We start from the raw sequence: 26,553 nt of genomic DNA, 5'->3' as shown, positions 1-26,553 counted from the left end.
TTCCTTATTTTTCATGCGGCCTGCTGCACCGACGCTTTGCAACCTGCACAGGTGCTGCTAAGCCCGCCGCGCAGTGCAAAAGGGAAGCAAAACCATGAGTGTCGGCGATCCGGTGATCGGTCAGGAAAGCCCGTTGGGCGAAGATCTGGCGCTGCTTTTTGAGCGGCACACCGCGGATATGCACGCTGATACCCCGCCGGAATCGATCCATATGTTGCCCCGCGCCGAGCTTGAGCGGCCAGAGATCGCCTTTTTTGTGCTGCGCGAAGGGGGTGTGCCGCTGGCCATGGGTGCGGTCAAGCGCATCGGTCCAGATCATGGCGAAATCAAATCCATGCATGTGCTGACCGAGGCGCGTGGCCGTGGCCATTCGCGGCGCATGCTTGAGGCGCTGATTGCCTACGCCCGGGCAGAGGGCATGGCGCGGCTCAGCCTTGAGACCGGGGTACAGCCGACCTTTATCGCTGCGCGCGGGCTTTATGCGCGGGCGGGTTTCGTCGAATGCCTGCCCTTTGGCGACTACCAGCCCGATCCGAACAGTGTCTTCATGACAATTGCGCTTTCAGATCGGGATTGAACGGTTGATTCAGCCGCAATCCTGCGCCATGACTGCGGCCGTGCGGGCCCGTAGCTCAACTGGATAGAGCAGGGACCTTCTAAGTCCAAGGTTGAGGGTTCGAGCCCTTCCGGGCCCGCCAATGAATTCAATGTGTTAAGCTGATTCCGGGCATCCTGGTTACTGCGATGGCAAGCCGCAGTGCAGATCGGTACTGACGAATAGTTGTGTGGTGTTTCTGGGCTTTTCTTGTGTCGTAAAGCCCGGATCAACCCGACAAAAACCCAAATGATTCGGATGCTGCTATGGCGCCTGCCACGGCGGCGAATTGGCGGCAGATATTCCCGGAATATCCGGGTGCAACAAAGCAGACGCCTATTGCATCACATAAAAGAGCGAAATACCCGGATCGATTGTGATGTCTGCGAAAAATCGCCGTGAGCCATTCAATAATCAACTCTCAGACAGCCAATCCTGCCGGTCTGGCTGATCGGAAAAACGAAAGGGCCGGGCGAATGGCCCGGCCCTTTGTGTTTGCCTTGGTTATTGAGCGATCACTCGCGGTTGCCAAGGAACTGCAGCAGGAACATGAACAGGTTCAGGAAGTCCAGATACAGCTGCAGCGCACCCATGATCGCGGATTTGCCCAGGAATTCCTGATCCGACTCTGCCAGTTGCAGATAGGTGTTCTTGATGTTCTGCGTGTCAAAGGCAGTCAGCCCGGCAAAGATCAGCACGCCGATCGCCGAGATGGCGAATTGCATGGCGCCGGATTTCAGGAAAATGTTCACGATCGACGCGACGATCAGGCCGATGAGGCCCATCATCAGGAAAGTGCCCATCCCCGAGAGGTTACGCTTGGTGGTGTAGCCCCAGATCGACAGCCCGGCAAAGGCGATCGCGGTGATCAGGAAGGTCTGCACGATCGAGAAAGAGGTGTAGGCGGCAAAAATCCAGCTGATCGATACGCCCATCACCGCGGCGAAGGCGTAGAACAGCGTCGTCGCACCCTGCACCGACAGGCGATTCAGCGCGGCGCCAAAGGCAAACACCATCAGCAGCGGCGCAAAGGTTACTGCCCATTTCACCGGCGACAGATACAGGGTCTTGCCAAGATCGGTCAGGTATTTGCCGTTGCCCAGCATCCATTGCGTGGGGGTGTCGGACAGGGTCAGCCCGGCCATACCCCAGGCAGCGCCAGCGGTCACCAGCATGCCCACGGCCATAAGGCCATAGACCTTGTTCATATAGGCGCGCAGGCCCTCATCCACGGCAGCCGAGCGCGTCGCGGTCCCGGCCGTGCGGATAGAATAGTGATCTGCCATAAGTTCTCCCCGGTCAGAAATCGCGGTGCGGCCCGGACGGCCCACCATCGGGGAAGATATTGGCGATAACTGAGGTTTTTTCAATGCAAAGCGAACGGTTTCTCGCCAATCTGACATAAATTTCATAAACTGATGATGACTTTCCCGGTCGAGCGGCGGCTGCGCAACAGCTCATATCCTTCGTCCAGCCGCTCCAGCGGAAGGGTGGCGCCGACATGTGGGCGCAGCCTGCCTTGGTCATATAGTGCAAAAAGGGCGGCGATATCCTGGCGCAAAAGCGCGGGGTCGAGCTTCTGATAACCCCCCCAGTAGAACCCGTGGATTGCGATGTTCTTGACCAGCGCGTGGTTCAGCGGCAACGCCGGAGGCCGGCCCCCCGCGAAGCCGATGATGAGAAAGCGTCCGCCCGGTCTCAGCGCGCCAAAGGCAGCCTCGCCCGGTTTGTCGCCGACCGGGTCATAGACGATATCGGCACCGCCCAGCTCACGCAGTGCGGCCCTGAGATCAGGGCAGGCGGCACTGTCGATGCAATCGGTGGCCCCGGCCGCCCGGGCGACAGTAAGTTTGTCCTCGCCCCGCGCCACGGCAATGACTCGCGCCCCAAGGGCCGCGCCGATTTCGACAGCAGTTAGTCCGACACCGCCTGCGGCGCCCAGAACCGCCAGCGTTTCGCCCTGCCGCAACCCGGCACGCCGGGTCAGGGCAAAATGGCTGGTGCCATAGGCGATCAGAAAACCGGCGGCCTCTTCAAAGCTCATCCCGTTGGGGATCGGGTGGCAGCTTGCGGCGGGAAACAGGTTCGCCTGCGCCACAGTGCCCTGGCTCAATACCGCAACGCGGGTACCGGGGGGAATCAATACATCCGGGCCGGTCGCAATCACCTCTCCGGCGCCTTCGAGGCCCGGAATGAAGGGCGGAGAGGGCGTTTCCTGATAGTGACCTTGCGTCATAAGCAAATCGGCGAAATTCAGCGCTGCGGCCCGCAGCCTTACCAGCACATCACCAGGACCTGGTGGCGCAAGTGTCACATCGGCAGGAACGGGGGTGCCGGGTATTTTCTTGATTTGCATTGTTTTCCAGCGTTTTTGCACATTTCCTCCCAATTGCATCATGTCATTGCGCGCGTTTTTTCTGTTGATCATGGGGGCTGTCTTCGAGTGATTATTGCCCACTGCAAACGATTGTCTTTTTGGACAAGTGGATAACATGGAACTCGAAAAATACGACAATCTGTTGTAGCGCCCGTTCAGATTGAGTGAGGTTGTTACTATGAAGCATAATGTAGACGTTCACGTTGGTAAGCGCATCCGCCATCGCCGTTGGATGATCGGTATGACGCAGCAACAGCTTGCTGAAAAAGTTGGTATCAAGTTTCAACAAATTCAAAAATATGAAACCGGGATGAACCGTGTTTCGGCGTCCCGGCTTTGGGATATCGCGCAGGCGGTAGAGGTGCCGGTCAGCTTTTTCTTCGAGGGTCTCGAAGATGGCCACACCCACAGCACGATCGAGGGGGATATTCTGGCCGATAAAGAGGCGCTGCAACTGGTGCGTGCATATTACGCCATGCCCGAAGCGCAGCGTCGCCAGATCTTTGAACTCGCCCGTGTCCTGTCGGACGCGGCCTGACAACGGCAGGTCGTAGCTCCAAGGCTTTCGTTCAAAGAACTCTGCGGCTAAACCTGCGCCCAAGGCATTACCACGGGGGCAGGCCATGACGAGTGCGAACGAGATCACTCCTGAGCGGGCTGAACGGATCATGGCCGTGGCGCATCGTCTTGCCGATGCTGCCCGGACCGAGACGCTGAGCCTGTTTCGCAGCCCGTTGCTGCGACCTGACAATAAATCCACCACCGGCTTTGATCCGGTGACTCAGGCTGACCGCGCAAGCGAGCGTGCCATGCGTGCCATTCTGGCCGCCGAGTGTCCAGAAGATGGCATTTTGGGCGAAGAATATGGCGGGCAAAGCGGGCAAAGCGGTCTGACCTGGGTGCTGGACCCCATAGATGGCACCCGCGCCTTTATGGCCGGGGCGCCTAGCTGGGGCGTCCTGATCGGCGTCAGCGATGCGCAGGGGCCGATTTATGGCATTGTTGATCAGCCCCATCTTGATGAGCGTTTCGAGGGCGGTTTTGGCCGCGCCCAACTGATATCGCGCGCGGGTTCGGTCCCGCTTGGCGCGCGCCGGGGGGTCGCCCTGGCGCAGGCAACGCTGATGAGCACCTATCCCGAGGTCGGAAGTCCCGCCGAACATGCTGCATTTTCCCGCGTTGCCTCGCGGGCACGTCTGGTTCGCTATGGACTTGATTGCTACGCCTATGCGCTGCTTGCCGCCGGTCACGTCGATCTGGTGATCGAGGCCGGGCTTCAGCCATATGACGTTGTTGCGCCGATTGCCGTGATACGGGCCGCAGGGGGTGTGGTGACCGATTGGCAGGGTGGGCCTGCCCATAACGGCGGCACGATCCTTGCCGCCGGATCGGCAGAATTGCACGCCGAGGCGCTGGCCCTTCTAAAGGGTGATTGAGCCCCCGCGGCAAGGCCCCTATGGTGCCGCCGACTGATAGCGCTGTCCGACAGCACCAGACCCCAATCCTCGTCACCACACGAAAGTCCAGCAAGGAGGCCGTCTGCCGATGACCGAGCCGCGCGAGACCGAGACCGATACCTCGGAAGCCGAATTCCAGCTGAGCCGGCAGAATCTCGACCCGATCAACCGGGCGATAGATGAGCAGGACGGGCAGGTGCTGGACGAGTTGCTTGAGTCGATGCACGCCGCCGACGTTGCCGACCTGATTGAGCAACTGACGCCGGCGCGCCGGCGCGCGTTCCTGCAGCTCTATTCAGGCGAGATTGACGGCGAGATCCTGTCCGAGATCGATGAATCGATCCGCGAAGAGGTGATCGAGCAGCTGCCCCATGAGGTACTGACCGAAGCCGTGCGCGAAATGGACAGCGACGACGTCGTTGACCTGATCGAGGACATGGAGGCGCCCGAACAGCAGGCCATCCTTGCTGCGCTGGACGATTCCGACCGTGCCGCAGTCGAGCGTTCGCTGACCTGGCCCGAATATTCGGCCGGTCGTCTGATGCAATCCGAGGTCGTGACTGCGCCCGAACATTGGACCGTGGGCGAGGCCATCGACTTTCTGCGCGCCGAAGAATGGCTGCCCGACCAGTTCTATCATGTCGTGCTGGTCGATCCACGCCGTCATCCGACGGGTTATGTCACGCTGGGTAAGCTGTTGGCCTCTCGCCGGGCCACGCCCTTGCGTGACATTACCGAGGATAGTTTCCGCACCATCTCGGCCCGTCAGGACGAAGGTGACGTCGCCTATGCTTTCAACAAATATCACCTGATCTCGGCACCGGTGGTCGATGACGATGATCGTCTGGTTGGTGTCATCACCATCGACGACGCCATGTCGGTGCTGGACGAAGAGCATGAAGAGGACTTTCTGCGCATGGCCCGCGTCTCGGACGAGAGCCACGTTTCAGACGGGCCTTTCCAGACCGTGCGTCAGCGCCTGCCGTGGCTGGTGATCAACCTCTGTACCGCATCGCTTTCGGCGCTGGTCATCTCGCGCTTTGAATCGACGCTGGCCCAACTGGTCATTCTGGCGGCGCTGATGCCGATCGTCGCCTCGACCGGAGGGATTGCGGGAACGCAGTCCCTGGCCGTGGCGGTGCGGGCGCTTGCCACGCGCGAACTGACCAGCGCAAATGCGCGGCGCGTCATCCTCCGCGAATTGGGGGCGGGGCTGCTTAACGGTGTCGGCCTTGCGGTGATCCTGATCATGGCCGGCGTGTTCTTTTTGGGCAGTCTGGAGATCGGACTGGTTCTGGGTGCGGCGATGATCGCCAACCAGATCGTGGCGGCCATGGGCGGTGTGCTGGTGCCATTGGGGCTTAGCAGGCTGGGGCTTGACCCGGCACTGGCCTCGGGGACTTTCGTCACCACCATGACCGATATGATGGGTTTCTTTGCATTTCTGGGGCTGGCCTCATGGTTTCTGGTTTGAAAAAGCAGTTGCGCCAGCAGGCGCTGGCCGCGCGCGGGCAGGGTGGCGATGATGAGGCGATGACGCGTCATCTGCTAGAGGTGCTGGTCCCCCACCGTGGGAAGGTGCTGGCTGGCTATTGGCCGATGCGGGACGAGGCCGATCCGCGCCCTGCGATCTCGGCTCATGACGGTCCTGTCTGTCTGCCCGTGGTCACCGGCCCGGCGCGTCCATTGGAGTTTCGCGCGTTCGACGGCCGGTTAGAGGCCGGATCCTTTGGCACCAGCCATCCGCCAGCTGATTCGCCTGTTATGCAGCCCCAGGTGCTGATCGTCCCTCTGGCAGGGTTTGACCGCGAAGGTCATCGGCTGGGATATGGCGGCGGATTTTATGATCGGACGCTGGAGATTCTGCGGACTTCCGGCCCGGTGGTCGCCATCGGTCTGGCCTATGCGGTGCAGGAGATTCGCTCGATCCCAGTCGAGCCTACCGATCAGTCGCTGGATATGATCGTCACGGATCAGGGTGTCATTCTGCCGCAGCCGCAAAATTCACAGGTCAATCCTGACGGAACAAAATCGCAATCCTGAGGGGGCACTGCTGGGGAAAACCCTGTGGAAAACAGGTGAACCGATTGCGGGAAGCCTCTAGCTTCCTTCGGAATTTACCGGTCACACGGGTTTTCCACCCTTTGTTAACATTGCAATCGCAGCAGGATTCGACTCGTTGGGGCAGGCCTAAAAACGGCCCGGTGTCCACAGAAAAAATTGATTGAATTGAGTCGCATCTCGGGTCATCTTGTGTTCGAAGCTGGTCGCGCCACCAGATCTAGTGTCCTTTTGTGGCCTGTAATCGGGGTTTCGGCGCAAGCGACAGTGATCAGAAACAAAACTTTCGGGGTGCCGGACGATCCGGCCGCCTGACCGGTGCGCTGTCGCGCCGGATGGGAGGGTCGCGCGTGCATCCCCGAAGAAACGAGGGGACAGTCAGGGCATGCGGATCGAACGGCGCTTTACCACGGCCGAGAGCGGAGCTTACGGCGCGCTTTCGTTTACCACCACCACCAGCGAAATCCGCAACCCCGACGGCAAGGTCGTCTTCCGCAATGAGTCGGTCGAGGTGCCTCAGGGCTGGAGCCAGGTCGCCTCGGACGTCATCGCCCAGAAATATTTCCGCAAGGCCGGGGTGCCGGCGCGGCTTAAGCGCGTCAAGGAAAAGGGCGTACCGGAATTCCTTTGGCGCTCGGTCCCTGACGAAGAGGCGCTGGCGAAACTGCCTGCCGAGGAACGCTTTGGCGGTGAGACGAGCGCCCGTCAGGTCTTTGACCGTCTGGCAGGTGCCTGGGCTTATTGGGGCTGGAAGGGCGGCTATTTCTCGACCGAGGAAGACGCACGCGCCTATTACGACGAGATGCGCTATATGCTGGCGACCCAGATGGGCGCGCCGAACAGCCCGCAGTGGTTCAACACCGGGCTGCATTGGGCATATGGGATCGACGGTCCCGGTCAGGGCCATTTCTATGTTGATTACAAGACGGGTAAGCTGGTCCGGTCGGACAGCGCCTATGAACATCCTCAGCCCCATGCCTGCTTTATCCAGTCCGTCGCCGACGATCTGGTGAATGAGGGCGGCATCATGGACCTGTGGGTCCGCGAGGCGCGGCTGTTCAAATACGGCTCGGGTACGGGCACCAATTTTTCGTCCCTGCGAGGGGAGGGCGAGAAACTGTCGGGCGGCGGGAAATCTTCGGGGCTTATGGGCTTTCTGAAGATCGGGGACCGCGCAGCCGGCGCGATCAAATCGGGCGGGACGACCCGGCGCGCGGCAAAGATGGTGATCTGCGACATGGATCACCCCGACATCGAGCAGTTCATCAACTGGAAGGTTATCGAAGAGCAGAAGGTCGCCTCTCTGGTGGCTGGCTCCAAGATGCATGAGCAAAAGCTGAACGCCATCTTCGCCGCGATCCGGGAATGGGACGGCAGCGTCGAGGACGCGACCGACCCGGTCCGCAACGCCGCGCTGAAGACGGCGATCCGTTCAGCCAAGCGCGTGATGATCCCGGAGACCTATATCAACCGGGTTCTTCAATATGCCCGCCAAGGCTTTGATTCGATCGAGTTTCCGACCTACGACACCGACTGGGACTCTGAGGCTTATATCAGCGTCTCGGGCCAGAACTCGAACAACTCGGTGCGCGTGACCGACGCGTTCCTGCGCGCGGTCCGGGAGGATCTGCCGTGGGAGCTGGTCCGCAGGACCGACGGCAAGGTGGCCAAGACCGTCTCGGCGCGCGAGCTGTGGGACCAGATCGGCCATGCTGCCTGGGCCTGCGCCGATCCGGGCGTGCAGTTTCATGACACGATCAACGCCTGGCACACCTGCCCCGAGGACGGCCAGATCCGCGCCTCGAACCCGTGCAGCGAATACATGTTCCTGGATGACACGGCCTGCAACCTGGCGTCGATGAACCTGCTGAGCTTCTGGACCGGCAAAGAGTTCGACGCAGATGGCTATGTTCATGCCAGCCGGCTGTGGACCGTCACGCTGGAAATTTCGGTCCTGATGGCGCAGTTCCCCAGCAAGGAGATTGCGCAGCGCAGCTATGACTATCGCACCCTTGGGCTTGGCTATGCCAATATCGGCGGGCTGCTGATGAACATGGGCCTTGGCTATGACAGCGATCAGGGCCGCGCGCTGTGCGGGGCGCTGAGTGCGATCATGACCGGTGTAGCCTATGCCACCTCGGCCGAGATGGCGGCAGAGCTGGGCCCGTTCCCGCGGTATAAGAAGAACTCGGCGGCCATGCTGCGGGTGATCCGCAACCACCGCGCTGCGGCCTATGGCACCGGCAGCTATGACGGCGTGAATGTTCGCCCGGTCGAACTTGACGCCGCGAACTGCCCTGATCAGCGCCTGGTCGCGCTGGCGCAGGGTGCCTGGGATGAGGCGCTGACCCTGGGCGAGGCCCATGGCTATCGCAACGCGCAGGCCACCGTTATCGCCCCGACAGGGACCATCGGTCTGGTGATGGATTGCGACACCACCGGCATCGAGCCCGATTTCGCGCTGGTAAAGTTCAAGAAGCTGGCCGGCGGCGGTTACTTCAAGATCATCAACCGCTCGGTCCCTGCGGCGCTTGACGGGCTTGGCTACAGCTCGGCCCAGATCGAAGAGATCATCGCCTATGCCGTCGGCCATGCCAGCCTTGGCAATTGCCCCGGCATCAATCATGCCAGCCTTGTCGGCCATGGTTTTGGCCCGCGCGAACTGGAAAAGATCGACGCGGCGCTGGCCTCGGCCTTTGATATCCGCTTTGTCTTTAACCAATGGACGCTGGGCGAGGATTTCTGCCGCGAGACGCTGGGTATTCCGGCCGAAAAGCTGAACGATCCGACATTTGATCTGCTGCGCCACCTTGGCTTTACCCGTGCGCAGATCGAGGCCGCCAATGACCATGTCTGCGGCACCATGACGCTGGAAGGTGCGCCGCATCTGAAGCCCGAACATTACCCGGTCTTCGACTGCGCCAACCCCTGCGGCAAGAAGGGGCAGCGTTATCTTTCGGTGGAAAGCCATATCCGCATGATGGCGGCGGCGCAGAGCTTTATCTCGGGCGCGATCTCCAAGACCATCAACATGCCGAACAACGCTACGATTGCCGATGCGCTGGCCGCCTATGAGCTGAGCTGGTCTCTGGGCATCAAGGCCAATGCGCTTTACCGTGACGGTTCGAAACTGTCGCAGCCGCTGGCCTCGGCGCTGGTCGAGGATGATGAGGAGGCTGAAGAGGTCCTGGCCTCGGGCAATCCGCAGGAAAAGGCTGCCGTTCTGGCTGAAAAGGTGGTCGAAAAGATCATCGTCAAAGAGGCCGTGCGAAGCCATCGTGAAAAGCTGCCCCATCGCCGCAAGGGCTATACCCAGAAGGCGACTGTCGGCGGGCATAAGGTCTATCTGCGCACCGGCGAATATGACGACGGCAAGCTGGGCGAGATCTTCATCGACATGCACAAGGAAGGTGCGGGCTTCCGGGCGATGATGAACAATTTCGCCATCGCCGTGTCGGTCGGCCTGCAATATGGCGTGCCGCTGGAAGAGTTTGTCGACGCCTTTACCTTTACCCGGTTCGAGCCGGCAGGGATGGTGCAGGGCAATGACAGCATCAAGAACGCGACCTCGATCCTTGACTATGTGTTCCGCGAGCTGGCGATCAGCTATCTCGACCGTACCGATCTGGCGCATGTAAAGCCGCAGGGCGCGCGCTTTGATGATCTGGGCGGCGGTGAGGCGGAAAGCCAGCCGAACGTCACCCCGGTCAGCGAAGGCGCTTCGCGCTCGCTTGAGATGCTCAAGCAGATCAGCTCGACTGGTTATCTGCGCAAGCGCCTGCCGCAGGATCTGATGATGCTGCAAAGCGGTGTTTCGGTCACGGCGGTGACGGCGGCCGAGGGCGTGGCGATTGCCTCGGCCGGGGTCGCCACGATGGATGCGCGGACCAAGGCGCGGATGCAGGGCTATGAGGGCGATCCCTGCGGCGAGTGTGGCAATTATACGCTGGTCCGCAACGGGACCTGCATGAAGTGCAACACCTGCGGCGCGACAAGCGGGTGCAGCTGATGGCGCGTATCGTATCCCTGTCATCCGCTGCCGGGCCTGTCCGCAAAGGTCCGCTGTCACCGGGCGCGGCTTCCGGGATTGAGCTGATCTTCGGTACCCGCCGCGTCGCACCGACCGCCGTGCGGCGCATCGCGGGCGGGTTTCAGGCCGATCTGCGGGGCGATGCGCTGCTCGCGCTCCTGGACCTGACCTTTCAGGGTCCCGCCCAGGTCGAGATGCTGGGCTGCGGAATGGACCTGCGCCCGTTAGAGGTGACGGAAATTGAAATGCACGGCAATTCGACGACCGTGACCCTGCTTTGCGCGGGCGAAGCGCCGCTGCTGAACTAGGAATCATCGCTGCGATGGCACCTGTTCCGCGTCTTTTGGGCGCGGAACCTTTTTTATTCGGGTGTCTGCGCCTGCCATTGCGGGCAAGTCACGATCAGTTCATTCTTTGCGAGCGTGGTTCATTTGCACCGGGAGCGAAAATCCCCTTGAACATGAACATATTGCCAGGGCGCCTGATGTGCCGTCCCGGCACGGAATGGAGATGATCCAGATGAACAGACCCTTTTCCCGCCATTTCCTGACTGCATCCGGCCTTGCGCTGATCATGGCATTGTCGCCGGCATTCGCGCAGGAGGCCGCGACCCCCGGGGCAGAGGCTGCGCAGCAGGCCGCCAATGAAAACCAGCCGCTGACCGCGCCCGACAGCCAGGCCCGCAAGGACCGGGTCATGCCGGAAAGCTTTGCCGATCTGGTCGAACAGGTCAGCCCTGCGGTGGTGAATATCACCACGACCGCAACAGTTTCGGCGCCGCTTGGCCGCGGGCTGCAACTGCCCGAAGGCAGCCCCTTCCGCGACCTGTTCCGCGAATTCGGCTTTCCCGGTTTCCCGCAGGGTGAAAGCCCCTTTGACGGCGGCCCGCAGACCGAGCAGCGCTCGAACGCGCTTGGTTCGGGTTTTGTCGTCTCGTCCGAGGGGCTGATCGTTACCAACAACCACGTCATCGACGGCGCGGATGAGATCGAAGTCGAATTCTTCTCGGGCAAGACCCTGCCGGCCAAGGTGATCGGCAAGGACGACAAGACCGATATCGCCGTCCTCAAGGTTGAAAGCCCGGAGCCGCTGCCCTTCGTCAAGTTCGGCGATAGCGACAAGATGCGGGTCGGCGACTGGGTGCTGGCGCTTGGCAACCCGCTGGGGCAGGGGTTCTCGGCCTCGACCGGGATCGTCTCGGCCCGCAATCGCGCGCTGTCGGGCACCTATGACGACTTTATCCAGACCGACGCCGCTATCAACCGCGGCAACTCGGGTGGGCCGCTGTTCAATATGGCTGGCGAGGTGATCGGGGTGAACACCGCGATCCTGTCTCCGAACGGGGGCTCGATCGGGATCGGCTTCTCGATGGCGTCGAATGTGGTCAGCAAGGTCGTGGAGCAGCTTGAAGAGTTCGGCGAGACCCGCCGCGGCTGGCTGGGCGTCAAGATTCAGCCGGTGACCGATGATATCGCCGAATCGCTGGGTCTGTCCGAGGCCAAGGGCGCGATGGTGACCGATGTGCCGCCCGGCCCGGCAGCAGATGCGGGCATGAAGGCGGGCGATGTGATCACCAGCTTTGACGGTGGTGAGGTCAAGGATCCGCGTGATCTGGTGCGCCGCGTTGCCGACGCCCCGGTCGGAGAAGCGGTTGATGTCGTCGTCCAGCGTGGTGGCGAACCCGTTGATCTGAAGGTGACCCTTGGCCGTCGTGAGCTGGCCGAAGGCACAGGCAGCGGCAAGGTGGACAGCGCGGCCGAGGCGACCAGCGATGTGATGGGCATGACGCTGGCACCGCTGACGCCGGAGATCGCCGCCGAGCTTGGCATGTCGCGTGACATGAAAGGGCTGGTTGTGCAATCGGTCGATCCTTCGGGCGCAGCCGCCGACAAGGGGCTGGTCGCGGGCGATGTGATCACCGAGGCCGGACAGCAGCCTGTCGCTGCGCTTGCTGATCTTGAGGCGCGCATCAAAGAGGCGCGCGAGGCCGGTCGCAAGTCGATCCTCGTCATGGTGCGTCGTGCGGGTGAGCCGCGCTTTGTCGCCCTGCCGGTGGAATAAGCATATGAAAAAGGGCCGGGAAATCCCCGGCCCATTGCAAAAAGAGGCGCCGTTCTGGCGCCCCTTTCCTTATTCGGATTACTGCTGAGGCGCGGCGGCCGGCGCGGCGATATCCTTGTTCGCTTCGGCCAGAGCGGTCATGCCAGCGGTAAAGCCCGAAAGCGACATGGGCAGCTTGACCAGCTGTTCTTTCGGGGCGCCAAAGGGCAGGACGCTGATGGTCGCCGCCTTGCCGCGTTTCATCGGAGCAAGCTCGCCATCGGCCAGACCGATACGCGAGATGCAGCCGACGCGGGCGCACAGCATGAAGGGATAGCGCGCCTCTTTGCCGGCATCGATCTGCATTCCCAGACCCGCCTGCAGGTCGGTCTCCAGCGGCGCGATAAAGGTGATCACGGCCTGGACATTGCCGGTCATCGGAATGATCGACGCCTCGGCCACCGGGGCGCCTTCCTGATCCTTGAGCAGTTGGTAAAGCTCGCAGGGATCCTTGCCCTCTTGCGTCTTCATGCAGCGCAGCGTCCAGTCGCCATGGGTCGATTTGGCATAGGGCTGGCCGACCTGAGCATTCTCTTCGGTCGGCGGTTCGGCCAGTGTGGGCGCCTGCGCGGCAGGAGCCTCAGCAGCCGGAGCTGCGGCAGGGGCCTCAGCGGCAGGCGTTTCCGAGCCAGAGGCGGCAGGGGCGGGTGCTTCGGCCGCGGGTGCTGCGGCCGCGGGGGCTTCGGCAGCGGGCTGGGCCGGGGTCTCGGTGCTCGCGTCTTGCGCCATCACGCCAGAGGCGGAAACCGCCATGGCAAGAAGGGCGGCGGTCAGGGTCGCGGATGTCCTGTTGACCATGTTCTCTTCCTTTGGTCCATGCATCGGACTTGCTCCTAGCATTTGTGTCCGGGATTGTCAGGGCACATCGCATCCCGTCACGTCACCTTTGCGTTGGCAATGCCAGAAATGCTGGATTTGCAGGGGGTTTCGCAGACAGACCCGGGAAGGCAAGGACCCCGGAACGCAGGTCGTCCCTGCATTCCGGGGTCCCGATACTTACCTTCCCTGCCGGACTGGCCGGTCATCATTGTGCGGAAAGCTAGAGGGCGCGCGCAATGGCGTCAACTATCCTAATAGACAAGCTGTGACAGAGTTATGACGGGGGCATTATCTGGCAAAATCGCAGGCAACGGCGATGAAAAAAGCCGCGCCCTAAGGCGCGGCAGTCCAACAGGGAGGAAGCCGGATCATGCGCATTTGCATGGTCCGGCAAGGAACAGACTGGCACAAAATCGTCGGCAAGGTATTGTCCTTTCGTCGTGTGTTGCACTTTTCTGCCGATCCACATGGAGGAAGAATGACCGAGATCGTCGATCTGGAGGCCGGAACGGTATTCGTGGGCGGTGGTGGCGCGAATCATGCCGAGCCGCAACAGCTGCTGTTGAAATACGCCAATCGCCACGGGCTGATTGCGGGGGCGACCGGGACCGGAAAGACGGTGACGCTGCAAACCCTGGCCGAATCCTTTTCCCGTGCCGGGGTACCGGTGTTTCTTGCGGACGTAAAAGGCGACCTTGCCGGTATTGCCAAACCTGGCCGGGCGGAAGGCAAGCTGCACGAAAGTTTCCAGAAACGTGCCGAACAGATCGGGGTCGAGCTGGATTATCAGGAATTCCCGGTCACATTCTGGGATATCTGGGGCAAACGTGGTCACCCGGTCCGCACCACTCCGGCCGAGATGGGCCCCCTGCTTTTGTCGCGGCTGATGGGGCTGACCGACGCGCAAGAGGGGGTGATGAACATCGCCTTTCGTGTCGCCGATGAAGAGGGGCTGGCGCTTCTCGACATGAAGGACCTGCAGGCGATGCTGGTCTGGGTCGGGCAGAACGCCAAAGAGCTGAGCCTGAAATACGGCAATGTCTCGACCGCCTCGGTTGGGGCGATTCAACGCGCTCTGATGGTTTTGCAGAACGAAGGCGGCGATCTGCTGTTCGGAGAGCCGGCGCTTGAACTGGCCGATCTGATGCGGCCCGATGCCTCGGGCAAGGGGATGATCAATATTCTTTCGGCTGAAAGGCTGATGAATGCGCCGCGTCTGTATGCGACGTTCCTTTTGTGGCTGATGTCCGAACTGTTCGAGCAGTTGCCGGAAGTGGGCGACCCCGACAAACCGCGCATTGCCTTTTTCTTTGATGAGGCGCATCTGCTGTTTGACGATGCCCCGCCCGCGCTGATCGACAAGATCGAGCAGGTGGCGCGGCTGATCCGCTCCAAGGGGGTCAGCCTGTGGTTCATCAGTCAGAATCCCGCTGACCTGCCCGAATCGGTGCTGGGCCAACTGGGCAACCGGGTGCAGCACGCCTTGCGTGCCTTTACCGCAAAGGATCAGAAGGCTTTGCGGCTGGCTGCCCAGAACTATCGCCCAAACCCTGAATTCGATACTGCCGAGGCGATCCAATCTGTCGGGACGGGCGAGGCCGTGACCTCGTTTCTTGAGGCCAAGGGCGTGCCCGGCATTGTCCAGCGCACCCTGATCCGCCCGCCTCTGTCGCAGCTTGGCCCGATCGAAGATTCCGAGCGCGCTGCGATCAACACTCAATCGCCAATGGCGCTGAAATACGGTAAATCGCTTGACCGGGAATCAGCGGCCGAACTGCTGGCTAAACGCGCCGAGGCTGCGGCTGTGGATAGCGCAGGGGCAGGGGCTACCGCTGGTGCGGGCCGCAGCGACGATGATGATCTGTGGCAGATGGGCCGCGAACATAATCGCGGGCGTCGCTATAACCCCGGCCTTCAGATCCCCGACAAACCCCGGCCCCGCGCAAGCTCTGGTTCCAGATCGAACAGCGACTCGATTGCCGTGACCTTTGGCAAAAGCCTTGCGCGGCAATTGGGCACCAAGACCGGCCAGGCATTGGTGCGCGGGGTTCTGGGGAGCCTTTTCAGGGGCAAATGAGTGCTTGCGCCAGGGGACGCGGTGCGGCCTCAGCGCATTCAGCCAGAATGGCAATCAGCAGCAGGATATGGCGATGAGGGTCATATCCTGCCTGACCTGTGCGGCGAAACTGGTCGATCCGGTTCTCTTCGGCCAGTAAACGGGTCATGGCGGTGCCCGGCGACGGCAGGTTGTCGCATTTCAGAAGGCGCCGCAGATCGCGTCTTCGGTTCCAGCTCTTAAGCCCGGCTTGCGCTGCCCGCACGAGGGGGCGTGGCCGACGCAAGGTCGGCGTCTCGCGGCGCGGCACAAAAGCGATCACATTGCTCATCATTGTCATGGGGTTTCCCTCGGCCCGTCAAACTCGCCGTGATCATCTGCAATTTTGACGCGTGTTGCGGTTGGGTGCTGTCGTGCGCACGCAGCGGCAAGAATTCTTTAGGAATTATTAGCAAATATTGCCGCATCTCCGCCTGACCCGGTTCCAAGGGACAGGGATGAGAAAACAACCCATGGATGAGCAGATGCCCGCTTGTCTGCAGGAAGCGAAGGAATGACCATGACGATTGTGACGGGAGATTTCGCCCCGGACGCCTTGGTTGCCGCCATACCCGCCGGCGTCGACGCCACGGCTCGAAATCCGTCCGAACCCCAACATGGCCAACCGGCCAAAGACGCTGATCTGCAGCTATATCTGCGCCATGTCGAAGGGGGGGAGACGATCCGATCACTGGCGCGCGAGGCAGGCTGCCATGCCTCGACCATCCTGCGCCGCATCCGTCGTTTCGAGGCGCGAAGGGATGATCCCTTGGTTGATCGTGCGGTTGAGCGGGTGGCGGCGGGCCCTGAGGGCAGGCCTATGGTTGCGCCGGGCAGGACAGGCATGCGGCAGATCGCGCGCATTCTGCGCCGGCTTGCCGAGCCGGGTGCGCAGCTGGTGGTGGCCGAGGGCATGGACAAGGCCATTGTTATTCGTGACGATATCCGCACAGCGATCCTTGACCGCGAACTGGCCGAGCATATGGCGATCCGCGCATGGGTCCAGTTGCAGGGGCAGGGCAGGGTCAACCGTTATGTCCTCTCTGTCGAGGGGCGCGAGGTTCTGCGGGCCATCGTCTCGGCACGGCGCGGCACCGCTTTGCCGACGGGTGAGGATTTCGTGCTGGCGACCCCGGTTCGTCCTGCGACAGAGGCCGATTCCAGCCATGCCGATCAACATCGGCAGTGGGAAGAACGAGAGATCACCGATCCCGAGGATGGCCGCCGTCGCCGGACCCGGATCAATATCGCCGACAGCCCGCTGTTAGTGCTGGCACGCCGGCGCGGTTCTGATGGGCTACCCTTTCTGTCCTCTGAACAGGTCGCAGCGGGCGAGCGTCTGCGTGAGGACTTTGAGCTTGCGCAGATGGGGCCGCGAGTTACCCAGAACTGGGATCGCTTTCTGACTGCCGGGGCTGATGTCTCGCGCCAGTCCGTGGGGTATAGCGGCGGATCGGAGGGCGCGCGCAACCGCGTTGCGGCAGCCTTGCGTGAACTTGGGCCGGGGCTGGGCGATATGTGCCTGCGTGTCTGCTGCTTTCTCGAAGGGATCGAGATGACCGAGCGGCGGCTTGGCTGGTCGGCCCGGTCAGGCAAGATCGTGCTGCGGCTTGCCCTGATGCGGCTCGAACGTCACTACCGCGAAACATACGGTCCCGGAGCACCGCTGATCGGCTGATCATTGGGCCGGGGATGGCAGGTATGGACCGCAGGGGGAAAAAGGGCGCCGTAATGGCGCCCTTTTCACGTGCTGAAATGAGGTGGTGCGTTCAGGCGGCAACTTTGGCCGGATTGGCGCGCAGCCAGTCGAGAACCGTTTCCGGCGAGCTGACGCCATAGGGATCCTCGGGGCAATCGTCCATGCGGCCGGGCTCTTCGAACCAGGCTTCGATCTGGCCGTTGTTGACGACTGCGGCATAGCGCCAGCTACGGGCGCCGAAGCCAAGGTTATCCTTGCGCACCAGCATGCCGACTTTTTCGGTGAACTCGCCCGAGCCATCGGGGATGACCTTGACGTTTTTCAGGTCCTGCGCCTTGGCCCATTGGTTCATGACAAAGCTGTCATTGACCGACAGGCAATAGATCGCCTCGATCCCCAGTTCGGCCATCTCGGCAGCGGCTTTCTCAAAGCCCGGCAGCTGGTAGGTCGAGCAGGTGGGCGTAAAGGCCCCGGGCAACGAGAACAGCACCACGCGCTTACCCTTGAAGTAATCGTCGGTGGTCATGTCCTGCCAGCGATAGGGGTTCGGCCCGCCGACGGATTCGTCGCGTACCCGGGTCCTGAAGGTCACTTGGGGAAGCTGATCGCCTGGTTTCATCTTTTGTCCTTTCGTCCTTTCGTCATCGGCTCCTCCCTCTTATTCTGTGATGCTGCGATGCGGCATCGGGGCGTATAGATGCACCCTGTATTGGCGTTGATCAAGGGCTGAAAAAACCGTAAGTTTGGCTGACCTACAGCAAAGGATGCCGACATGGCGGATATGCCCCCGGTTCTGCGCCACCCCGAAAAGGCCCACCGTCCCGACCAGCCCCAGCCGAAGAAACCGGACTGGATCCGGGTCAAGGCACCGACCAGTCAGGGTTACAAGGATACCCGTGACATCCTGCGCAACAACCGCCTTTCGACCGTCTGCGAAGAGGCCGGCTGTCCGAACGTCGGCGAATGTTGGAGCCAGGGTCACGCCACCATGATGATCATGGGCGAGATCTGCACCCGTGGCTGTTCCTTCTGCAATGTGATGACCGGCAAGCCGAATGCGCTGGACGCGTTTGAGCCTGGCCGCGTTGCCCATGCCGTGCAGAAGCTGGGGCTGAAGCACGTCGTCATTACCTCGGTCGACCGTGACGATCTGGATGATGGCGGGGCCGAGCATTTCGCCCAGACCATCCGGGCCATCCGTCATCGCTCGCCCAATTCGACGATCGAGGTACTGACGCCTGACTTTCTGAAGTCGAAACCGGGTGCGCTTGAGACCGTGGTCGCAGCACGGCCCGACGTCTTTAACCACAACCTTGAGACTGTGCCGGGGCTTTACCCCTCGGTCCGGCCCGGCGCACGCTATTTCCACAGTCTGCGCCTGTTGCAGCGGGTGAAAGAGCTTGATCCGACCATGTTCACCAAATCGGGGATCATGGTGGGGCTGGGTGAGGATCGCCAGGCTGTGCTGCAGGTTATGGATGATATGCGCGCTGCCGATGTCGATTTCATTACCATCGGCCAGTATCTGCAGCCGACCTCCAAGCACCATCGGGTGGACCGGTTCGTTACACCCGACGAGTTCAAGAGCTATGAAAAGGCGGCTTACGGCAAAGGTTTCCTGATGGTTTCGGCCACGCCGCTGACCCGTTCGTCCTATCATGCCGGTGACGATTTCGCGCAGCTGCGCGATGCGCGGCTGGCCAAATTCAGCAACGCCTAAGCGCGAATCTGTGAATGACGCGTCGCCCCGGTCTCGCTGCTGCGCGTCCGGGCGACGTCTTTCTGAGCCTTTCCGGTGACGGATTGCTATGGTGGTTTTTCTTGGGCTGCGGCGGCGAGGACGGTTTCCCGACGCTATTATAGGGCCGGTTTCAGGTGCCTGATGTGTGCGCCGTAAACTGGCACGATGGCATCCCGTGGTTGGTGGCTTATTTGCGTTAAATGACCGACATAGGGTTGGATCATTTATAACCGCTCTGCGAGAACCTGATCACGCAGGCCATGATCTTTGGCGGTGGGGCGTGGAACGGAACACGCACAGAGCAAGAATGTTGAGAGACATATTGAGAGCGCCCCTTGCGCCGGATACGGGTTCTGTTCTAAATCCCCGACAGGCAATGGTTTGCCCGAGTGGCGGAATGGTAGACGCAGCGGATTCAAAATCCGCCGCCGCAAGGCATGTCGGTTCGAGTCCGACCTCGGGTACCAATTGAGATCGCTTGACTTTCTGCGGCTGGTCGCGGTCTCTGATCCCCCCGGTAGAATCGGCGTCCCACCTTCATTCTTTGCTCCCTGTTCGTTCCGACATGGCGTGGGCGGCCCAAGACAGAGACTTCCTGCTCGCCCGTAGGCGATCGTGTCCCACCATCTCCGTGCCCGGCGCCGTGATTCCGGGATCTGAACTCCAGAGCGATATTCGTCAGCTTACGCAATGCGGGTAGCTGCATCACCCGAGGTAGGAGTACCCCACCAAGCCAAGTACAATAGGGGGGCCGCTGAACTGGGGCGCGAGGTTCAGCAAGGCACAATCTGGCTGGATGCCTGGGCAGGATTGCGCGCAATGAGGGGCGGCTCAGCTTGAAAAGGGCGCGGCTTTTCAGCCGCACCCTATGATTTGCAGCGATTTACAGCGGAGACTTGGCAAAGGTCGGCATCTGCTGCCCCGTCTGCGCTGAGGTAAGGAATGTCTCGGCCGTGTCCAGCGCCTCGCGGATGGTCACATCCATATCGAGATAGCGATAGGTGCCAAGTCGGCCCACAAAGGTTACGCTCTTCTGGGCCTCGGCCAGCCTTACATACTCTTCCAGCAGCGATTTCTCTTCGACCAGCCGGATCGGGTAATAGGGGATGTCTTCTGGCTCAGCTGCACGCGAATATTCGCGGTAGCAGGTGCTGCCCACGTGGCTTTCCCAAGGCGAGAAGTGCTTGTGCTCGGTGATACGGGTCCATGGCACCTCTCGGTCGCCATAGTTCATCACTGCGCAGCCCTGATAGTCGCCCTGATAGGTGAAACGCTCAAAGTCCAGCGTGCGATAGCCCAGCCGGCCAAGGCTATAGTCGAAATAACCGTCAAGCGGCCCCGACCAGAAGACGTGGTCGGCCTCTTCGGCCATGGCAGGCGTAAAGGTGGTCTCAAGCTCGACTGTGATGCGCGGATGGTCAAGAATCCCGGCGATCAGCGCCGTATAGCCTTCGCGCGGCATGCCCTGGAAACGGTGGAAGAAATAGTTGTCGTCATAGTTAAAGCGAACCGGCAAGCGCTTGAGGATGCTCGCAGGCAGATCCTGAGGCGAGCAGCCCCATTGTTTTTCGGTATAGCCCTTGAAAAACGCCTCATAGAGTTCGCGACCGACAAAGCGCAGCGCCTGTTCCTCGAATGTCTGCGGATCGGTGATCGAGCTGTCGGCCTTGCTTTCGATAAAGGCGCGCGCCTCGTCCGGGCGCAGGGTCTTGCCGAAGAACTGGTTGATGGTGTGCAGGTTCACCGGCAGGGAATAGACCGCATCCTGTGAGGTGGTCTTGACCCGGTTCTGGAACGGCATGAACTCGGCAAAGCGGTTGACATAGTTCCAGACGCCTTCGTCGTCGGTATGGAAGATATGCGGCCCATAGACGTGCAGCATGACGCCGGTTTCGCTGTCCCGTTCGGTATGGCAGTTGCCGCCGATATGCGAACGGCTGTCGATGATGCGGCAATCATGGCCTGCTTCGGCCAATTGACGTCCGATCACTGCGCCAGACAGACCTGCGCCCACAAGGAGTATCTTCATTGTCTTTTCCCGATTTCCTGCTGTGCGCCATGGCTCATGTCAGCAAGATGAGCGAAGGTCTAGGGTCAATCCACAGCCCTTGCGGCATTCCGCCGGTCTGGAGCGGATATACCGCTTTTTCTTTAGCGTTCGAGTAATTTTTTGTGTTTTTTTTCGAGCAGTGCGAGCCCTGCGACGATGAGTGTTATAGCGACGGTCAGGACATATGTTCTGCTGACATATGCGGCCTCATATGTGGGGTAGAAGCCTCGTCTCATCAGTCCGATGCAATGGATAAGGGGGTTGTACCACAAGAGCGCCTGGGCCTTTGCGGGCATGAGGTCGTAGAGAAAGAAGATGCCCGAGACGAGAAAGAGGGGGCGTGTGATGATGCTCCAGATCCGCTCCCAGATCGGAAAGCTGGTGATCAGAAAACAGTTCAGCGTGCCGACGCCCATGCCCAGCAGGGCAAGCAGCAGCAGTGCCTCGAGCACGGGGGCAAGGTCCACCGGACCGGGCAGCTGAAAGGCGACATAGATGCCGGAGATGACGATGGCGATGACCGTGGCATGGGTCAGCACGTTCAGCACCACCCGTGCGATCAGCGCATCGATGAAGGTCACGCTGGGATAGGCAAGAAACGGCCTGGAAAAGCGGATTGCCGCCGCGGTTTTACTGGACAGGTCGTGAAACATCGCAAAGGGCAGGAAGCCCGTGGCGTAAAACAGCGGAAAGTTCGACCCGAGCCCCGGGCTGCGCAGCGCAAGGCTGAAGAGCACGCTAAGCAGCGCCACCCCCAGGACCGGTTCGAGAATCGCCCAGATATAGCCGCCGACCGAGCGGCCATAGGTTGTGGCGATTTCTCGCAGCATCAGGGCGGTCACGGTGCGGACCATGCGGAAACGCGGCCCATGCCGGCCGGGCCGCTGGGGACGGCGGTCCGGGGATGCTGGAACGGGGCGTGCCGGAACGGGGGCGATATCGGACATGTGAACGCAAACGCTGGTCTGTACGGGCGGCAATATGTAACAACTGCAGTCGAAAGGTAAACCAGCGAAGGCCCCCGCCCGTGACCACCTCTTCTCCTCCGGCCGGTGACAAGACCGGCCAGCCGGCCGCCCGGCAGCAAGCCAGCGCAAGCCCCGCCCCCGAGGCGGCTGCGCCCGCTGCGCCGCAAACGGCCGCGCCGGCCGTCGCGCAACGTCCCTTTCAGCAGCAGCAGGGCCTGGGGGCCAAGGCTCAGCCGGCCCAGCCCGCCGGGCCTGCGGATGCGGGTCAGGCGGATGCGTCACGCGCCCAGCCGCAGGTGGCCCAGCCGCAGGTGGCCCAGCCGCAGGTGGCCGGGCCGCAGGTGACCGGACCGCAGGTGACCGGGCCGCAGCCTGCGGCGGGCAAGACCAATCCTCCGGCGCTGCGCCCGCAGGAGCAGGAGGCCAGGCCGATTCCGGTCCGTCCCATGCAGGAGCCTGCACCCGCTGCCGCGGCCAAACCTGCGGCTGCCGCGGCCAAACCCGCGGCACAGCCTCCGGCCAAGGCGGTGGCCAGGCCCGTCGCCAAGCCTGCAGCAAAGCCGGTTGCCAAACCGGTGGCGCCGACCCCGGCCCGGGCTGTGGCCACGACCCCGGCCAGGGCGGTGCCCGCCCAGCCGGTGCGGCCGCCGGTCGGCATCGCCCAGCCGCGGCGGCGGCATTGGCTGATGCTTGGCTCATTCCTTGCGCTGGTGGTGCTGCCGACGCTGATCTGGGCTGCCTATCTGTGGCTGCGGGCCAGCGATCAATATGTCTCGACCGTCGGCTTTACGGTGCGCAACGAACAGGCCGCCCCCTCGATCGAGCTTTTGGGCGGGCTGTCGCCACTGGCCGGTGGCGGCGGGGCGGCCGATACCGATGTGCTTTACGAATATATCCGCAGCCAGGACATGGTCGAGCGGATCGACGCCGAGCTTGACCTGCACGCCCGTTTCTCGCGCGCCTGGCCGCATGATTTTGTCTTTGCCTTCAATCCCGAAAACCACATTGAGGATCTGACCGATTACTGGCAGCGCCAGGTCAAGGTGCTTTACGACAGCAGCACCCAGCTTATCACGCTGAAGGTCAGCGCCTTTACCCCCGAGGATGCGCAGGCGATCGCGGCGGCGGTGTTCCAGGCCAGTTCGGACAAGATCAACGAGATCTCGACCGTCGCCCGCAACGACGCGACGCGCCTTGCCCGGGCCGAGCTTGACAAGGCCCGCGCCGAGCTGACCGAGACGCGCCAGGCGATGACCGCCTTTCGCATGCGCTCGCAGATCGTCGACCCCGAGGCCGATCTGGCCGGCCAGATGGGGGTGCTGAGCGGGTTGCAGGCGCAGCTGGCCGAGGCGCTGGTTGCCCATGACCTGCTGCTGGACAATGCCCAGCCGACCGATCACCGGGTGGTTCAGGCCCAGCAAAAGATCGAGGCCCTGCGCCGGCTGATCGAGGCCGAGCGCAGCAAGTTCGGCGCCGAGGGCCAGGGCCCTGCGGGCGAGAGCTATGCCCAGCTGATGGCGGAATATGAAAAGCTGGCCGTGGACCGTGAATTTGCCGAGGGTGCCTATCGTTCGGCGCGGATCGCCTATGAGACGGCCCTGGCCGAGACGCAGCGCCAGGCACGCTATCTTGCCGCCCATATCGAGCCCAAGGTGGCGCAGAGCGCGACCGAGCCGAACCGTCCCTGGCTGCTGGCCATGGTGGCGGGGCTGCTGCTGGCCGGCTGGTCGATCCTTGTGCTGATCTATTACAGTGTCCGGGACCGCCGCTAAGCGATGATCTGGCTGGAGAACCTGACCAAGATCTATCGTCTCAAGGGGCGCGAGACGCAGGTTGCGGACAATATCAACGCGGTGTTTCCGACCGGTGCTTCGGTTGCGCTTCTTGGGCGCAACGGGGCGGGCAAATCGACGCTTTTGCGGATGATTGCCGGGACGGTGGCGCCGACCTCGGGGCGGGTGCTGTCGGATGGCACCATCTCATGGCCGGTGGGTTTTGCCGGCAGTTTCCATGGCGAGCTGACCGGGGCGCAGAACGTGCGCTTTGTGGCGCGGATTTACGGCGTCGATACCGATGAGCTGGTCGATTACGTCGAGGATTTTGCCGAGCTTGGCGCCCATTACCACCAGCCATTCGCAAGTTACTCCTCGGGGATGCGGTCGCGTCTGGCGATGGGGACCTCGATGGGGATCCATTTTGACACCTATCTGGTCGATGAGGTGACCAGCGTGGGCGACGCCAATTTCCGCGCCAAGTCGCAGCGCGTCTTTGCCGACCGTATGGCGAGTTCTTCGGCGATCGTGGTCAGCCATTCGATGCCGATGATCCGCAAGATGTGCAACATGGGCGCCGTACTCGACCGGGGAAAACTCACCGTCTTTGACGACCTCGAAAAGGCAATCGCAAAACACGAAGAAATCATGAAAATACCTCCAAAAAAATGAAAAGGGGCGGGCTAGTTGCATCTGCGGGCAGGTTCGGTCGGCAGTTTGGCTGTTTCGGCCCAAAGGGTCCGGACCATGTCGCGTAGCATCAGCGATTCGTTCCAGCGGTCGGTGGTGTCATTGCCGTCGGGACCAGTGATGGCATAGGGTTTGGGACCCAGTTCGCAGGTAAAGACCAGCGCCGCATCGGCCGCCGCGCGGCTGCGCCAATCGCGAAACCCTTCACGCCACCATTGCCGGAACAGATCGACCCAGGGGCGGTGATGGGGATATGAGATTTCGATCTGCACCTGTTCGCGCGAGGCGACGCGGCCATGAAACGCCCATGTATTTCGCAGGATGCGCTGGATCAGCGTGTGGTTTTCGGCGCTGACCGGATAGGCGAACTCGCGGCCGACCAGAAAATGCGACAGATCCGCCAGCAGCGGCAGTTCCGGACGGACTTCAAGCAGATCCAGCGTAAAGAACAGATCGGTGGTCATGCGGTCGCGATGAGTTTCGATCAGCACTGGGATGCCGGCATCCTCGGCCAGACACAGCCAGCCATCCAGCAAGGGCAGGCAGTCTTCGACCCGGCGCAGGCGGATGTCAGGTTGCAGGTTCAGATGGCTGACCGGGAATTCGGCGGCGAGCTCCAGCGGCAAGCGCAGGTCATCCACTGTGCGCGGAAAACAGATCCCCTCGACGCCAAGACCCGAGCCAGAAAGGGCGAGGTTTAGCCGCTGAACCTCAGCGCGGCTGGTATAATGTGCGCTGATCCCGTCGAAACCGGCGTCGAGGATCAGGGCAATGTTTTCGTCAAGGCTACGCTCGTGCCCGTCGGTGTGGCGACGCTCCATCGCCCAAAGGGATTGAAAGACCAAAAGCCGCTGCATTACGCCGCCCGTGCGCTTTTGAGCAGAGATTTCAGATTGATCGCCGAGTCGGCGAGCAGAGCCGGGTCCGGGCGGGCGCCCGCCAGGATCAGCATCTCTGCCAGCTTTACCTCTCGGGCGGTGCTATTGCCCGCGCCAAGTCCTGCTGCTGCCACGAGCTGGCCAGCGTTGAGGTAAAAGGCCAGCTCTCCACCTGGCAGGGGGCGCCGGACCATATGATATTCAGGCCGGGGCTGACCGGCGACCTGAAGGCCGAGGTCGTATTGATCCGACCAGAACCATGGCAGGGCCGCATAAGGCTGGCTTTCGCCCAGCATATTGCGGGCGGCTGTCTCGGCCTGGGTGCGGGCGTTCTGCCAGCTTTCCTGGCGCAGATGGCTGCCATCGGGTTGAACTGCTGCCGCGCAATCCCCGGCAGCAAAAATGTCGGGGGCGCTGCTGCGCAACTCTGCATCTGTCAGAATACCGTTTCCGGTCGCAAGCCCAGCGGCCTTTGCCAGCCCGGTTTCTGGCACCACGCCGATGGCCGCCACTGTGAGATCGGCGGGAACAAAAGTGCCATCCGCAAGCGCAACCCCGTCTGCCCCGATTTCCGCGACGCCCTGACCGAGATGAAAGCGCACCCCCTCGGCCTGATGGCGCTGATGCAGCTGTGCTGCGAAATGGCTGGGAACGGCACGCGTCAGAGGGGCAGGGGCGGTGTCGATCACATGGACCGGGGCCCCGTTTCTGATCAGCACGGAAGCAAGCTCCATCCCGATCAGCCCGGCGCCGATAATGGCAACGGGATGCCCCGGCAATGCGCGCGCAAAAATTGCTTCGGCATCGGCGTGGCTGCGAAGGTTCAGCGCTCGGTCCCCTCCGCGGCAGATGAGCCGTCGAGGCGTCGCGCCGGTCGCAAGCAGCAGGCGGTGATAGGGCAGGACCTCGCCATTTTCCAACGTCACTGTCTTTGTGACGGGATCAAGCGACCGGGCAGTGCAATCCGCCAGATAATGAATACCCGCGTTCCCGAAAGCCTCGGGTGGGCAGATGGGTTTGCGCAGCACTATCCCATCCCGGGGTTTCGAGAGGGGCGGGCGCTCATAGGGCACGCCGGGTTCGGTCCCGATCAGGGTGACAGGGCCACTCCAGCCCGCCTCGCGCAGGGCGAATGCCGCGCGGGTACCGCATTCGCCAGCTCCGATGATGACCATGCCGTTCATATTGCTCTCCGCTTGCAGGGGCCGGCGCGGTGGGCGT

22 protein-coding genes and 2 tRNA genes are annotated in these 26,553 nt (G+C 61.8%); 15 read left to right on the top strand and 9 right to left on the bottom strand.

Annotated features, from left to right (window positions below):
* Positions 1-94: 94 nt before the first annotated feature.
* A complete protein-coding gene (locus F8A10_RS06440) occupies positions 95-577 on the top strand; it encodes a GNAT family N-acetyltransferase (protein WP_010392295.1) in 483 nt (160 codons plus the stop codon).
* 44 nt (positions 578-621) lie between these two features.
* Positions 622-698: transfer RNA gene (locus tag F8A10_RS06435), tRNA-Arg, on the top strand.
* 412 nt (positions 699-1,110) lie between these two features.
* On the opposite strand, the gene F8A10_RS06430 is transcribed toward F8A10_RS06435, so the two are convergent.
* Positions 1,111-1,881, bottom strand: a complete 771-nt coding sequence (locus F8A10_RS06430) for a Bax inhibitor-1/YccA family protein (protein WP_010392294.1) — start codon at positions 1,879-1,881, stop codon at positions 1,111-1,113.
* Positions 1,882-2,003: 122 nt separating this feature from the next.
* Positions 2,004-2,951, bottom strand: coding sequence for an NADPH:quinone oxidoreductase family protein (locus F8A10_RS06425; RefSeq protein WP_227493346.1), 948 nt, complete (start codon positions 2,949-2,951; stop codon positions 2,004-2,006).
* A 199-nt stretch (positions 2,952-3,150) separates the two neighbouring features.
* Between F8A10_RS06425 and F8A10_RS06420 the strand changes: the two genes are divergently transcribed.
* The 7 genes from F8A10_RS06420 to F8A10_RS06390 all read left to right on the top strand — a co-directional run bounded on the left by F8A10_RS06420 (position 3,151) and on the right by F8A10_RS06390 (position 12,581).
* Positions 3,151-3,510: a helix-turn-helix domain-containing protein gene (locus F8A10_RS06420; RefSeq protein WP_010392290.1), complete on the top strand. Its 360-nt coding sequence runs from the start codon at positions 3,151-3,153 to the stop codon at positions 3,508-3,510.
* A gap of 85 nt (positions 3,511-3,595) precedes the next feature.
* Positions 3,596-4,408, top strand: coding sequence for an inositol monophosphatase family protein (locus F8A10_RS06415; protein WP_152366941.1), 813 nt, complete (start codon positions 3,596-3,598; stop codon positions 4,406-4,408).
* Between the two features lie 109 nt (positions 4,409-4,517).
* Positions 4,518-5,903, top strand: a complete 1,386-nt coding sequence (gene mgtE, locus F8A10_RS06410; RefSeq protein WP_152366940.1) for a magnesium transporter — start codon at positions 4,518-4,520, stop codon at positions 5,901-5,903.
* Positions 5,888-6,472 (top strand): 5-formyltetrahydrofolate cyclo-ligase, encoded by a 585-nt coding sequence (locus tag F8A10_RS06405; RefSeq protein WP_152366939.1) that lies wholly within the window; start codon positions 5,888-5,890, stop codon positions 6,470-6,472. The genes mgtE and F8A10_RS06405 overlap by 16 nt, the downstream gene beginning before the upstream one ends.
* Positions 6,473-6,875: 403 nt before the next feature.
* Entirely contained in the window at positions 6,876-10,499 is a 3,624-nt protein-coding gene (locus F8A10_RS06400) for a vitamin B12-dependent ribonucleotide reductase (RefSeq protein WP_152366938.1), read from the top strand.
* Complete coding sequence (locus F8A10_RS06395; protein WP_010392282.1) at positions 10,499-10,828, top strand: hypothetical protein; 330 nt, start codon at positions 10,499-10,501, stop codon at positions 10,826-10,828. Before F8A10_RS06400 ends, F8A10_RS06395 begins: the two co-directional genes overlap by 1 nt.
* A gap of 211 nt (positions 10,829-11,039) precedes the next feature.
* On the top strand, positions 11,040-12,581 hold the full coding sequence (locus F8A10_RS06390) for a DegQ family serine endoprotease (protein ID WP_040601632.1): 1,542 nt from the start codon (positions 11,040-11,042) through the stop codon (positions 12,579-12,581).
* A gap of 78 nt (positions 12,582-12,659) precedes the next feature.
* Here F8A10_RS06390 and F8A10_RS06385 read toward each other — a convergent pair whose 3' ends face one another.
* Positions 12,660-13,418 carry an invasion associated locus B family protein gene (locus F8A10_RS06385; RefSeq protein ID WP_227493345.1) on the bottom strand — a complete coding sequence of 253 codons (759 nt, stop codon included), beginning with the start codon at positions 13,416-13,418 and terminating at the stop codon, positions 12,660-12,662.
* Between the two features lie 499 nt (positions 13,419-13,917).
* Here F8A10_RS06385 and F8A10_RS06380 point away from each other — a divergent pair, with 499 nt between their 5' ends.
* Positions 13,918-15,516 (top strand): helicase HerA-like domain-containing protein, encoded by a 1,599-nt coding sequence (locus F8A10_RS06380; RefSeq protein ID WP_152366936.1) that lies wholly within the window; start codon positions 13,918-13,920, stop codon positions 15,514-15,516.
* On the opposite strand, the gene F8A10_RS06375 is transcribed toward F8A10_RS06380, so the two are convergent.
* The gene (locus F8A10_RS06375; protein WP_227493344.1) at positions 15,503-15,835 is read right to left on the bottom strand and encodes a DUF6477 family protein; all 333 of its coding nucleotides are present in this window, start codon (positions 15,833-15,835) and stop codon (positions 15,503-15,505) included. The two genes, F8A10_RS06380 and F8A10_RS06375, sit on opposite strands and share 14 nt — an antisense overlap.
* Positions 15,836-16,048: 213 nt before the next feature.
* Here F8A10_RS06375 and F8A10_RS06370 point away from each other — a divergent pair, with 213 nt between their 5' ends.
* Complete coding sequence (locus F8A10_RS06370) at positions 16,049-17,212, top strand: DUF6456 domain-containing protein (protein ID WP_152366935.1); 1,164 nt, start codon at positions 16,049-16,051, stop codon at positions 17,210-17,212.
* Between the two features lie 91 nt (positions 17,213-17,303).
* On the opposite strand, the gene F8A10_RS06365 is transcribed toward F8A10_RS06370, so the two are convergent.
* The gene (locus F8A10_RS06365; RefSeq protein WP_010392270.1) at positions 17,304-17,852 is read right to left on the bottom strand and encodes a peroxiredoxin; all 549 of its coding nucleotides are present in this window, start codon (positions 17,850-17,852) and stop codon (positions 17,304-17,306) included.
* Between the two features lie 153 nt (positions 17,853-18,005).
* Between F8A10_RS06365 and lipA the strand changes: the two genes are divergently transcribed.
* Positions 18,006-18,953: a lipoyl synthase gene (lipA, locus tag F8A10_RS06360; protein ID WP_010392269.1), complete on the top strand. Its 948-nt coding sequence runs from the start codon at positions 18,006-18,008 to the stop codon at positions 18,951-18,953.
* Positions 18,954-19,357: 404 nt separating this feature from the next.
* Positions 19,358-19,441: transfer RNA gene (locus F8A10_RS06355), tRNA-Leu, on the top strand.
* Positions 19,442-19,857: 416 nt separating this feature from the next.
* Here F8A10_RS06355 and glf read toward each other — a convergent pair.
* The gene (gene glf, locus F8A10_RS06350) at positions 19,858-21,003 is read right to left on the bottom strand and encodes a UDP-galactopyranose mutase (protein ID WP_085501054.1); all 1,146 of its coding nucleotides are present in this window, start codon (positions 21,001-21,003) and stop codon (positions 19,858-19,860) included.
* A 122-nt stretch (positions 21,004-21,125) separates the two neighbouring features.
* Positions 21,126-21,878: an ABC transporter permease gene (locus F8A10_RS06345; RefSeq protein WP_010400760.1), complete on the bottom strand. Its 753-nt coding sequence runs from the start codon at positions 21,876-21,878 to the stop codon at positions 21,126-21,128.
* Positions 21,879-22,051: 173 nt separating this feature from the next.
* Between F8A10_RS06345 and F8A10_RS21810 the strand changes: the two genes are divergently transcribed.
* Complete coding sequence (locus F8A10_RS21810) at positions 22,052-23,764, top strand: capsule biosynthesis protein (protein ID WP_152366934.1); 1,713 nt, start codon at positions 22,052-22,054, stop codon at positions 23,762-23,764.
* A 3-nt stretch (positions 23,765-23,767) separates the two neighbouring features.
* A complete protein-coding gene (locus tag F8A10_RS06335; RefSeq protein ID WP_010400754.1) occupies positions 23,768-24,436 on the top strand; it encodes an ABC transporter ATP-binding protein in 669 nt (222 codons plus the stop codon).
* Between the two features lie 11 nt (positions 24,437-24,447).
* Here F8A10_RS06335 and F8A10_RS06330 read toward each other — a convergent pair whose 3' ends face one another.
* Together F8A10_RS06330 and F8A10_RS06325 are read right to left on the bottom strand one after the other, a co-directional pair.
* Positions 24,448-25,311: a sugar phosphate isomerase/epimerase family protein gene (locus tag F8A10_RS06330; protein ID WP_085503138.1), complete on the bottom strand. Its 864-nt coding sequence runs from the start codon at positions 25,309-25,311 to the stop codon at positions 24,448-24,450.
* Positions 25,311-26,516, bottom strand: a complete 1,206-nt coding sequence (locus F8A10_RS06325) for an NAD(P)/FAD-dependent oxidoreductase (protein WP_152366933.1) — start codon at positions 26,514-26,516, stop codon at positions 25,311-25,313. Before F8A10_RS06325 ends, F8A10_RS06330 begins: the two co-directional genes overlap by 1 nt.
* Positions 26,517-26,553 lie beyond the last annotated feature (37 nt).

It is taken from the genome of Paracoccus kondratievae (assembly GCF_009301415.1).
Taxonomy (GTDB): domain Bacteria; phylum Pseudomonadota; class Alphaproteobacteria; order Rhodobacterales; family Rhodobacteraceae; genus Paracoccus; species Paracoccus kondratievae.
This window is presented reverse-complemented; position numbering and strand designations above follow the sequence as displayed.